This is a genomic window from uncultured Thomasclavelia sp., from assembly GCF_944324745.1.
Taxonomy (GTDB): Bacteria; Bacillota_I; Bacilli_A; order Erysipelotrichales; family Coprobacillaceae; genus Thomasclavelia.
Genome location: NZ_CALUXO010000067.1, coordinates 25,797 through 37,766, shown reverse-complemented (window position 1 = coordinate 37,766; position 11,970 = coordinate 25,797). Strand labels below are relative to the sequence as shown.

The following is an 11,970-nucleotide window of genomic DNA, read 5'->3' as shown; positions in this document are numbered from 1 at the left end:
GATGGCAAAGCTGGAGAGCAGATGGAGCGATGGCCGGGACAAGCGGACAATCAAAGAGATTAGAAGCAATCGAAATAGATTTAACCGGAGAAATGGCAAGTCATTATGATATATACTATCGAGTACATATACAAGATATTGGATGGCAAAGTTGGGTTAAAAATGGTGAAACAGCTGGGACAACAGGACAGTCAAAGCGACTAGAAGCAATAGAAATAGTATTTGTTGAAAAAGGTGGAGAAGCACCAAAAGATTAAAGAAATATACTTGGTGCACTTTAAGAAGATAATATTACTGAATACTTACCTTAAAAAGATTTAAAGGAACACAAATTATTGCAATGATTGTGTTCCTTTTTTTAAACATATTATATTTTTGATTTATAGAATTTTTCTAGTTTAGGTGTGTTAGATATCATAGTTTTATTAGACTAGAACAAATTGTTAAATAGGTATTATAGTAAAAATGATGAATATTAGAATTGTAATTTTATAGCCTTTTTTAGAATTTTGATTATTAAATTACAGGTAAAAATAGTAGATTATTGCATAAATTTTCATTTTGTAACATCTTAATAAGTAATAAAAAATAATGATTCAATCAATATTTTTTTTATTGTTAATATTAATTTAATAATTCAAAAAAATATTTCACTTTTTTCTTTTAAAATGTAAAGTATATTAACAAAATGTGTGTTTTTTGAGTTATACTTAAAGTAAGATAGGAGGTGAAAGAATGAAAAAAATACTTACAGTTTTTATATCGTTATGTTTCATTTTTACTCTAACAGTATCTAATGTTTATGGAATTGATGACCAAAATAACTCTTCAGAAACGGTTGAGAAAAACAATATTAATTCTGAAAATACGGATGTTTCCGATATAGATAATACAGAAACAATTGAAGAAAGAGGGATTAGTGACTACTCAAATAATAATGAGCAAAAACAAGAAGAAATAGAGGATAATGAATCAAAAGATAATATTGATACTGTAAATAAAGAAGAAACATTAGATGATATATCATCAAGTGTTGAGTATTCAACCCATGTACAGGATATTGGTTGGCAAGAATATGTAAAAGATGGTAAAACAGCGGGGACAATTGGTAAATCTAAAAGATTGGAAAGTATTAAAATACAATTAGTTGATAATACCGTTGAAGGGAGTATTAGCTATGCCACACATATTCAAAATTTAGGCTGGACTAATTTTGTAGATAATAACAATAAAAGTGGAACTGAAGGACAAAGTTTACGATTAGAAGCTATCAAAATAAAACTAACCGGAGAAATTGCAAATTACTATGATGTTTACTATCGTGTACACATTCAAAATTATGGATGGTTAGACTGGGCTAGTAATGGTAAAGCTGCAGGTAGTGCTAGTTATAGCTATCGTCTTGAAGGTATAGAAATCAAATTAGTGAAAAAAGGTGAAGATGCACCAGGTCCAACTAATAGGTGCTTTGTTAGCCCTGGTAGAGTTTATTATTCTAGTCATATAGCTGACATTGGCTGGCAAGGCAATGTTGGCGATGGAAAATTATCTGGTACAGAAAGGCAATCAAAACGAATAGAAGCAATAAAATTATATCTAGATAACTATGAATATACAGGGGATATTCAATATAATGTTAAAGTACAAGATTATGGTTGGCAGGAATATAAATCAAATGGAACAATAGCAGGAACAACCGGTCAAAAAAAGCAAATAGAGGCAATAAGGATTAATTTGTCTGGGGAAATTGCAAATTATTATGATGTTTATTATCGAGTTCATGTCCAAGAGATTGGTTGGCTAGATTGGGCAAAGAATGATGAGATTGCCGGGACTGATGGATATGCTTATAGAGTAGAAGCTATTCAAGTTGAGCTGGTGCCTAAAGGAGAATCAGCTCCTGGTAATACTAATCAGCCTTATAAAACGCCAGGTAACATTTATTATTCAACACATGTAGAGGATTATGGATGGATGGGAAGCGTAGCTGATGGAACAACAAGTGGAACGATTGGTAAGTCAAAGAGAATAGAAGCAATAAAAATCAATCTTGGAAATGTTGGATATACTGGGGATATTGAATATAGTACCCATGTTCAAAATATCGGATGGCAATCATATCAAAAAAATGGAGTAATAGCTGGTACAACTGGTCAAAAATTAAGAGTAGAGGCTATTAAAATAAAATTGACAGGAGATATTTCTAATTATTATGATGTTTATTATCGAGCTCATGTCCAAGAAATTGGTTGGTTAGATTGGGCTAAAAATGATAATAAGGCTGGAACCGAAGGAATGAATTGTAGAATTGAAGCAATAGAAATAATACTTGTTGAAAAAGATGCAGTTCCACCCGGTTCGACTGATAGACCATTTGTAAAAAGTGAAAGCGTTTATTACACAACACATGTTCAAAATTTAGGTTGGACAAGTCAAGTTTCCAATGGAACAACAAGTGGAACAACAGGAAAGAGTTACCGATTAGAAGCAATAAAAATATCATTAGGTAATGATAATTATTCTGGAAATGTTGAATATAGTGTTCATGTTCAAGATTATGGTTGGATGAATTATGCTAGTAATGGAGAAATTGCTGGAACAGAAAATCAGTCAAAACGTATTGAAGCAATTAAGATACGATTAGCAGGAGAAATAGCAAATTATTATGATATTTATTATCGAGTATACGTACAAAATATAGGTTGGATGGATTGGACTTGTAATGATAATCAGGCTGGAACAATAGGAGCTAGTTTTAGAATAGAAGCAATTCAAATCAAAACCTATCTAAAAGGAGTAGGAGCTCCAGATGCTTCAAGTAAAGCTTGTTTGACTTTTAAAAATAATAACGGCTATTTAGTATGCTATGATAACAATGGAAATAAGCAAGAAGACATACAGACATTATATACTTTACCTGGTACATATGATTTAAGAGTAAATAAGGCAACAAATGTTGTAACTGTTTTAGCTCCTGATGGAAACGGAAATAAAATTATAGCATATAAGCGATTTATTTGTTCAGTTGGATATGACACACCGGTCGGAATTTATTACACACCAGTAAAATATCGTTGGAGAGAATTGATGGGACCTAGCTATGGACAATATTCTACAAGAATAGTTAATGGATATTTATTTCATTCAGTACCTTATAATAGAAATGGTGATATTTATTCATTATCTGCAAGGATGTATAATCAACTTGGAACTACATGTTCACATGGATGTATTAGGTTAACAGTGGCAGATGCTAAATGGATATACGATTATTGCCCGTTAGGAACAAAAGTGATTATTGTTCCTAGCGGTAATGATCCATTAAGTAAACCGTCTGCACAAAAAATACCGTTAACACAGACATGGGATCCAACTGATCCGGCAATATAAAATAAGTTTTACATATCAGGGAGTAGCTATTGTTTGGCAATAGCTATTCTTCTTTTTTGCAGAGTAAAATATCTAAAATATGTATTATTCTATTTTTAACACGTCAGATAGATTATGTGTATTAGGACAAAATTTACTCTTTTACAATTGCCGAATAAAAAAAGGATAGGAATTATTTTAATGTTGAATTATAAATGGGCATAAAATGACTTTCTTGCTATTTGAATTTGGTATTTAAATTGTAAGGCGTGATAATAGTATATCCATCTATTTTAGAAAAATAAAAAGAAGAATTTTTAAATTGTCCACTAAAATTATTATAAATCTATATCCCAGTTATTTTTATAATGAATTAATGATAAAGGCAATAATAATACTAACTAAAACATCACTAATATAATGAACACCTGATAGAACACGAGAAACAGTAATTCCAATAGCAAGTGCCGCCAATAAAAGCCCCATATTTGGACCATATTTTAATACTGTTAGTGCAATTGAAAAAGCACATGCAGTTTGAATACTAGGAAAAGAATAATTTTGTCTTTGTAAATCGTCAACAGTTTTTATTTTATATTTTTGACAAGGGCGTTTACGATTAAAAATTAATTTTAATATTATAACAATAGCCAATGATAATAAAGGATTTTTTATGAAATAAAGTAGTTGGCTTTCCCATTCAATATATATCTTTAATAAGAATAAGGAGTAAAAAATTATTATCATGTAAGGGCAAAATCGAGAAACGAAATATATACACCCTTTAAAAAAAGGATGTTTAAAAATAAACGAATTCATATGTTCATAAAAATTCTTCACTTATATTTACCTCCGCTTCTAGTATATTCTTATTATATATAATGTTGATTTATTTGCAAATAGATATTAATTAGAAATATAGAATGTTAAGGATAATAAAAAATGTCAATAATATCAAAAATACATATAATCTATAAATAGTTTGTAAGATCTTAAAAAAATTTAACAAGTATCAAAGTTACCTTGAAATATATTGTGAGTATGTTATATTAGTTGAGTAAGACGGTAAAAAATAAAGATAAAATGTCAAAAATAAAGATAATTATATAATGTTAAATTCACGAGGTGAGTATATGAATAGAAAACTATTACCAATTATGCTTTTTATAATAGAAGTAGTAATGTATTATTTTATCTGCCTTTATTTTCACATGGATTTAAGTTTGATTTTGGGTTCTGGTACATTATACTTTTTATTCTTAGTAATTTATGGTCATTACTCGGTAAATACATGTTTAATTTGGAATGAAATAAAACAGTTAGTAAAGACTAGTTTTTGTTTTTTTATTGCATTATTAGTTCTAGTGCCTAGAAGTCATGGTTATGATCGAAGAATACATTTGACAGTAATGGTTATTGCAATGTTTATAATTAGCTTGTTGGCATCAAGATTTTTAAGGATTGCTTTTCGTGACATATTTGCTAGAAAGACATTAGTAATTGGTACTGGTTATGAAGCTGCAAGATTGGGAAAAATATCTAATAATAATAGATTTGCTTTAACCTCTGTAAAAGGATATATAGATGTAAATAGGACGGGTAGTTTATTTGGATTTAAACAAGAAAATATAATAGAACATAGCAAGGTATTTGATTATGATGAATTGAATGATGCAATTGTATCACAGAATATAGAGCAAATTATCATTGCTTTACCAGAGGCAAATCAACAAGTAATCGATAAAGTTATGACAGATATTCACGGTAAAGTCGAATTTGTTAAATATTTGCCTCAAGTTAATGGCACAATGACTTTTTCATCAGAAGTCCAAGATTTTGATGGGCAGTTATTAATTGCAACATCAAACGAAAGAATGAGTTTATTTGATTCTTTTATCAAAAGATTTGTAGATGTGGTTGTTGGGTTATTGGGAATTCTTACTTTAATTCCATTGACAGGGTATGTTAAATATAGATACGTAAAAGACGGTGATCGAAATAGTATTATATTTTCTCAGGATAGAATAGGAAAAAATGGGAAATTAATTAAAATATATAAGTTTAGATCGATGATACCTAATGCTGAAGCAGAACTAGAAAAATTGATGAAAGAAAATCCTAAAATAAAAGAGGAATATTTAACTAATAAGAAGTTAAAAAATGATCCAAGAATAACAGATGTTGGGCATTTTTTAAGAAAAACATCATTAGATGAATGGCCACAATTTATTAATGTATTTAAAGGGGAAATGAGTTTTATAGGACCACGTCCGTATTTACCAAGGGAAAAGGCAGATATGGGACAATATTATGATTCGATAATAAAATTAAAACCAGGTATAACTGGTATGTGGCAGGCAAACGGAAGAAGTGATGTTGAGTTTGATTATCGCTGTAAATTAGATGATTATTACTACCATAATTGGTCAATTTGGCTAGACTTTACAATAATATATAAAACAGTTAAAAGTGTTATATACGGAAAAGGATCTTTATAACAATTTATAAATGAAGGGAAACTAAATATGAAAATAGCTTATATTGTTTTGTGTCATAAAAATGAGCAACAAATTAATAAATTAATTGATTTATTGTATGATGAAGAAAGTACTTTTTTTATACATATTGATAAAAAAGCAAATATTCAAAATTTAATCCAAGTTAGACCAAATATTCATATTTTACCTAAGGATAAAAGAGTAGATATAAAATGGGGAAATATCTCAATGATTGAAGCAACAAGAAATTTATTAGAGGCTGTATTTGATGATGATAAGAAATATGATTACATTTGGTTAATGAGCGGACAAGATTTTCCATTACGGAATAAGGAAGATATTAAAAAATATTTAGAACAAAACAAAGGGAAAAATTTCATTGAAGTAATAGATGAAAAGAATGTTAATTATAAACGTTTGTTAAAAAGAAACGAATTGTATTATCCAGAGTGGATTATGAAAATGACTTTATGGTCTAGAATTTTAAAAATAGCTTACATGATTATAACGGGTGGTTTAACTAAAACACGTTTTTTAAAACGAAAAGACTCTTTAGGTGTAAAGTATTATTTTGGCAGCCAGTGGTGGGTTTTAACATATGATTGTTTATTTGAAATGTATAAAAATATGGATTCATTTTTAATTTATTATAAAAATTGCCTTGTTCCGGATGAGTCTTTATTTCAGACATTATTTATGAATAGTCGTTATAAGGATACATGTATGGATAAATTAACTTTTATAGATTGGGATGGTCAAATGAATCATCCAAAAACATTCAGAATTGAAGATTATAATCAATTAAAAACTGTTGATTTTTTGATGGCTAGAAAATTTGATGAAGATATAGATAATGAGATTATAGATAAACTGTTTAATGAGCTAAAACAAAGATAGGTGTAGGTGATTGAAAAAATGTGTGAAGTATCTGTGATTATGGCTACATATAAAGAGGAATTAGACTTATTAAAAGAAGCAATAGAATCCATTTTAAATCAGACATATACTGATTTTGAATTTATTATTATACTAGATAACCCAAATAACAATAGGCATATACAATGTATAAAAGATTATGAAAAAAAAGATAAAAGAATAAAGTTTTATGTAAATGAAAAAAATATGGGATTAACAAATACATTAAATCGAGGATTAGGATTAGCTAAAGGGAAGTATATTTGCAGAATGGATGCTGATGATGTTTCAATAAGTAATAGGTTAGAAATTCAAAAAAAGCATTTAGAAAGAAATGATTATGATTTAATTGGTGGTGTTTCCCAAATGATAGATGAAAATGGAAAACCTATCTATTCAATAAAGAAAGTTCCAACTAATGAAGAAAAAATTAAAAAGAGTCTAAAATATAATCAAATAATTTCGCATCCAACATGGTTTGGAAAAAAAGAATTATTTGATAAAATGAATGGGTATCGTATGATGCCGCTATGTGAGGATTATGATTTTACATTAAGGGCGGTTCTTGCTGGATATAGGATATCCAACATTAACGAAACTGTTTTAAAATATAGGATGACTTCAACAAGTATTTCTAGGTCAAATCTATTTGAACAATATCTTTATGCAAAATATATAACCAAAAAATATAGTAATGGTGAAATAGCAGATATTGATAAAGCTAAACAATATGTAAAAGAGAAGAATAATCCAAAAAAAGCAAGAAGATATCTTAAGGCGAATGTGCGATTTAATAATGCATTACGCGATATAGAAGAAAAAAAATATTTTAAGTTTTTTATTGATGGAATATTATTAACTTTTACATCTTTGAATTACCTTGACAAAATATATCGGTTTGTTAAAGTTAGTTCATATAGTTAACAAATAATTTAATAAATTAAGAGGAAATCATGATGAAAGATAGAGTGGATATTTTATTATCGGTTTATAACCCCAATATCGAATATTTAAAAAAACAGTTACAATCTTTAAATGAACAAACGTATGATAATTTGAAATTGTATATATTTGATGATTGTATAGAAAATAGATGTGACGTGGATATATTTAAAAAATATATTACAAATTTTGAATATGAAATATTACCATATGAAAATAAAAATCATGGCTATATCAAGGCCTTTGAAAAATTAATACAATATTCAAATGGTGATTATATAGCTTTTTGTGATCAAGATGATATTTGGATGTCTAATAAAATAGAGAGATGTGTAGAAGTTTTAAAGCAAGATGGATCATTAGCAGTAGCTTCTGAAAGACAGATAATAGATGAAAATGATAACATAGTTTGGGAAAAAGTTCGTGATCATAGTCATAAAAATTATGATAGTTGGCATAGTTTTGATGATATAGCGAAATATAATTTATTTATAACTTTTGCTGTGGGAATGAGCATAGTAGCATGTGGAGATTTTGCTAGAAGTACTTTACCTATTTCACCATATACAGCACATGATAAATGGATATTATCTTGTGCTGCAACTGAAGGTACTGTCTCTTTTATAGAGGAACCACTAGTTCAATATCGTCGACATGGTAAAAATGTTAGCGGAATTTTGAAAGGAATCAATACTAAAAAAGACTATATAGAGCAAAGATTAGAACCCCAAATAAAGGCTGTTGCAGCTTTTAAAGAAAAGTATCCACATCATAAAGATATCAAGGAAATGGAATTATTTGCAAATGCTGGTAAAAATGGTAATATAATTACATTATTTAAATATAGAAAATTGGCACCAGATGTTGCAAAGTTTAATATTGTATTTACAATTGTTCCTAATTTTCTATTTAAATATATGCTAAAAGTAGCGAGAAAATATGGATAAGGTGGTAAATATGAGTAAATTCTCGACAAAATTGATCGAAGCAGATGAGTCACAGATTATAAAAAGAAGTACAATTTCAAATTTTGTTGCAAGTATGATAAACGCCTCTTATTCAGCGGTAATGTTATTTTTTATTACGCGTATAGTAGGTGTAGAAGCTGGCGGAATGTTCTCTATTGCAATGGCATACGCTTACCAATGTCAAACATTAGGTGCATTTGGAGTAAGAAATGTCCATGCTTCTGATACAAATAACGAATATAGTTTTTCTGACTATTTTTATTTAAGAGTATTTTCATGTATTCTGATGTATGGTTTAATTATTTATTATGCTTTTGCATCAAATTATGATTTAGAAAAATCATTAGTTGTATTTTCTATTGGCATTTTCAAAAGTGTTGAAGCAATAGAAGATTTATATCATGGGGAATACCATCGATTTAATCGTTTGGATATTGGGAGTATTTTGCAAACTATAAGATATGTAATATCAGTTGTAGTACTTTTAGTACTATTAATTATTACTCGTGATTTAGTTATTTCTAATTTGGTTGCAACAATAGTAACAATTATAATTTTTATTTTTCAAAATCGACCATATATAAAGTATTATATAAAAGAAAAAATAAAATTTAATTATAAAAAAGTGAAAAAATTATTTATAATTGTGTTACCAATTTGTATTAGTGGTTTTATATCTGCATATATTGTTAATGTCCCAAAATATACTATAGACAGTTATTTGTCTCAATCGATACAGACTTATTATGGTATATTGATGATGCCTGTTCAAGTAATCAATATGCTTAGTGTGGTTGTTTATCGACCTATGATTAATCCGTTGTCTGTAGCTTATAATAGTAATGATAATAAGACGTTCGTAGGTATTATTACGAAGCAAGTATTGTTAATTATAATATTAACATTTATTGCCGTAATTGGTGGATATATTATTGGTTTGAAACTATTGGGAATTATATATAGCATCGATTTAAGTAGTTATATGTTACCATTTATAATTTTAATCTTCGGTGGTGGATTAAATACAATTGCAGGTTTTTTTATGGTGGTTTTAACTGTTCAAAGAAGTCAAAATCAACTTTTAATAGGATATGTTATTACTTTAATTGTATCATTAGTATTATCGACATCGTTAGTAAGCAATTTAGGAATAACGGGCGCTTCGTTATTATATACAATTAGCTCAGGAATAATGGTTATAATATTTAGTATATTGGTTGTTTTTGAAAAAATAAAAAGTGATAAGCTGAGAGGATAGTAAAATGAATTGGGTGTTTAGTTTTATTTATTTAATTATAATTTTTTTAATATATGGTTTAGTGGGAAATGTAGTATTAGAGTTTTTTGGCTACAATAATGTAGGTAATGAAAAAAAAGTTATAAGTGGTTTTATTTTGGTATTTTTCTTAGGATTTGTTATTGGTGTCCCTTGTCAGCTTTTACATACTAGTTGGAGCACGTTTAAATTTATTTTTTTAATTGTTTTATTGGGATTAATATTGTTATCCTTGTCTATAAAAAAGAATGAAATTAAGGAAAATTTATCCAAACTAAAAAAAGAACCACTAAAGTTTTTAAAGAACAATTTAAAAAATTATTGGTTTTTATATTTGTTAGTAATAGCATTTACCATATTATCTATTTGTAATTTATTGTCATATTATAGAATGAATTATGATGATTCTTATTATATAGGAAAAATAGTAAATCAGGTTGGGTCAAATGCGCTATTATCTGAGAATTATTATAATGGTAATTTAAGTGATGTTATTGATGGGGGAATAACTAGAGTACTTAATACTTTTGAAATTAGTTATGGATTTTTTGCTACTGTATTTAATATAAGCATTCCTTTTTTCTGTAGAGTTGCAATGACAATACATAACTACATATTAACATTTTTATGTTATAAAGCTGTGGGTGAATTATTTGTCAAAAAGAAGAACTCACAATATATTTTAATTCCTTTTACAATTTTATTGATATCTAGTGGCTTTCTAATGAATTCGGATCATGCAGAATTTACTGTAAGAATGTATGATGGATGGCAGTTTCAAACTGCTATATTTTATGGCAGTTCGGTTGTTAGGGTTATGGCAATTCCTATGTTGGTCATTTTTGGAATTGAGTTGGTAAAAAAACTCACTATTAAAAAAGTTGTTTTTATGGGAATGATCTATTTAACAATGATGTCATTTTCAACAATTTTTACAACATACGCAGTATTGCTTACTTTTGCGTTCATTTTGATTAAAGCTTTCTATTGTTTCAAATTATATTATCAATTAAATAATAAGAAAATGTTTATTGCAATTTTAGTCATTGCAATAATGATGATATTATTAATAATTTCAAAGAAACTAGACAATTTATCTATAATAAATACAGAAAATTATAATAATAATATAACAGAGTATTATAATTATTATGCTTATTACTTTGGCTCTGATACCTTTGTTTACTATGCACCGTTTTTTATGACTGGATTATATTTTATAAGTAAAAATTATTATCAAAAGTCAACAGTATTACTAGTTAGTATACCTTTTTTGATAATATATTCAAACAAATTTGTCGAATTGATGATTTTATCAACATTTAATTATTTCTTTGTTGCGTTAAGGTTTATTACTTCGATTCAATTAATGATTGTATCTTTTATAGGTATTGCAATAATAGTTATATTGGAAAAAATTCGTAAATATAGTATAGTTATTCCGCTTGTTTCATTTACAATGATTTTTGGTGTTTTAGGATATATATATATGAATAAAGAGTATATATATGAGCAAGATTTTTTAGGTTCAGGAATGACGAAATTAGGATATTCTTTTGAACCGTTGATACGAAATGATGAGATGATGCCACAAATTATGGTTGATGTTGGAAATTATTTTGATTCTTTAGAGTATGGTAATTATTCACTCGTTTTACCAAATGAAGTTACTTATAACGGTATTACAATACCTAGTGCTGGATTTGTAATAACATCTAATAGAGTTGAATTGTGCAGCCATAATGGTTGTAATAATACAACTCCTGAAGAAATAGATGAGATGAATAAATTCTTTTCAAATGAAACTCCTTATACTAGTATAGATCATATTTTAAAAGAGCATCAAATTGAATATATTTTAGTAACTGAAGAGAATCAAAGGGATGAATTAGAAACATTTGGATTTGAAGTTGTTCTAACTCACTTTGGAGATAACCAATATTATTTATTAAAGACATTGTACTAAAATGATATATTATTATTTCAATTATTATGCTATAAT

At 27.7% G+C, this 11,970-nt stretch carries 8 protein-coding genes and 1 pseudogene; 8 read left to right on the top strand and 1 reads right to left on the bottom strand.

The features are described 5' to 3' along the window. Window positions 1-257: pseudogene (locus Q0K54_RS08560) on the top strand (hypothetical protein); the annotation flags it as partial. Window positions 258-735: 478 nt separating this feature from the next. Then, window positions 736-3,390: a L,D-transpeptidase family protein gene (locus tag Q0K54_RS08555; protein ID WP_294580180.1), complete on the top strand. Its 2,655-nt coding sequence runs from the start codon at window positions 736-738 to the stop codon at window positions 3,388-3,390. A gap of 342 nt (window positions 3,391-3,732) precedes the next feature. On the opposite strand, the gene Q0K54_RS08550 is transcribed toward Q0K54_RS08555, so the two are convergent. Further along, window positions 3,733-4,116, bottom strand: coding sequence for a phosphatase PAP2 family protein (locus tag Q0K54_RS08550; RefSeq protein WP_374011457.1), 384 nt, complete (start codon window positions 4,114-4,116; stop codon window positions 3,733-3,735). A 386-nt stretch (window positions 4,117-4,502) separates the two neighbouring features. Here Q0K54_RS08550 and Q0K54_RS08545 point away from each other — a divergent pair, with 386 nt between their 5' ends. From Q0K54_RS08545 to Q0K54_RS08520, 6 genes are read left to right on the top strand one after another with little or no spacing between them, the layout of a single operon-like run. After that, a complete protein-coding gene (locus Q0K54_RS08545; protein WP_294580178.1) occupies window positions 4,503-5,867 on the top strand; it encodes an exopolysaccharide biosynthesis polyprenyl glycosylphosphotransferase in 1,365 nt (454 codons plus the stop codon). Between the two features lie 27 nt (window positions 5,868-5,894). After that, window positions 5,895-6,764, top strand: coding sequence for a beta-1,6-N-acetylglucosaminyltransferase (locus Q0K54_RS08540; protein WP_294580176.1), 870 nt, complete (start codon window positions 5,895-5,897; stop codon window positions 6,762-6,764). Window positions 6,765-6,782: 18 nt separating this feature from the next. Beyond that, window positions 6,783-7,706: a glycosyltransferase gene (locus Q0K54_RS08535; RefSeq protein ID WP_294580174.1), complete on the top strand. Its 924-nt coding sequence runs from the start codon at window positions 6,783-6,785 to the stop codon at window positions 7,704-7,706. A gap of 32 nt (window positions 7,707-7,738) precedes the next feature. Beyond that, a complete protein-coding gene (locus Q0K54_RS08530) occupies window positions 7,739-8,671 on the top strand; it encodes a glycosyltransferase (RefSeq protein ID WP_294580173.1) in 933 nt (310 codons plus the stop codon). A gap of 10 nt (window positions 8,672-8,681) precedes the next feature. Next, window positions 8,682-9,950, top strand: a complete 1,269-nt coding sequence (locus Q0K54_RS08525; protein WP_294580171.1) for a lipopolysaccharide biosynthesis protein — start codon at window positions 8,682-8,684, stop codon at window positions 9,948-9,950. 4 nt (window positions 9,951-9,954) lie between these two features. After that, window positions 9,955-11,934: a DUF6077 domain-containing protein gene (locus Q0K54_RS08520; protein WP_294580170.1), complete on the top strand. Its 1,980-nt coding sequence runs from the start codon at window positions 9,955-9,957 to the stop codon at window positions 11,932-11,934. Window positions 11,935-11,970 lie beyond the last annotated feature (36 nt).

Excerpts from the sequence above, each read along its gene's own strand:
- Q0K54_RS08535 (WP_294580174.1), top strand. The coding sequence starts at position 6,783 with ATGTGTGAAGTATCTGTGATTATGGCTACATATAAAGAGGAATTAGAC.
- Q0K54_RS08550 (WP_374011457.1), bottom strand. The coding sequence starts at position 4,116 with ATGATAATAATTTTTTACTCCTTATTCTTATTAAAGATATATATTGAA.
- Q0K54_RS08520 (WP_294580170.1), top strand. The coding sequence starts at position 9,955 with ATGAATTGGGTGTTTAGTTTTATTTATTTAATTATAATTTTTTTAATA.
- Q0K54_RS08555 (WP_294580180.1), top strand. The coding sequence starts at position 736 with ATGAAAAAAATACTTACAGTTTTTATATCGTTATGTTTCATTTTTACT.
- Q0K54_RS08545 (WP_294580178.1), top strand. The coding sequence starts at position 4,503 with ATGAATAGAAAACTATTACCAATTATGCTTTTTATAATAGAAGTAGTA.
- Q0K54_RS08530 (WP_294580173.1), top strand. The coding sequence starts at position 7,739 with ATGAAAGATAGAGTGGATATTTTATTATCGGTTTATAACCCCAATATC.
- Q0K54_RS08540 (WP_294580176.1), top strand. The coding sequence starts at position 5,895 with ATGAAAATAGCTTATATTGTTTTGTGTCATAAAAATGAGCAACAAATT.
- Q0K54_RS08525 (WP_294580171.1), top strand. The coding sequence starts at position 8,682 with ATGAGTAAATTCTCGACAAAATTGATCGAAGCAGATGAGTCACAGATT.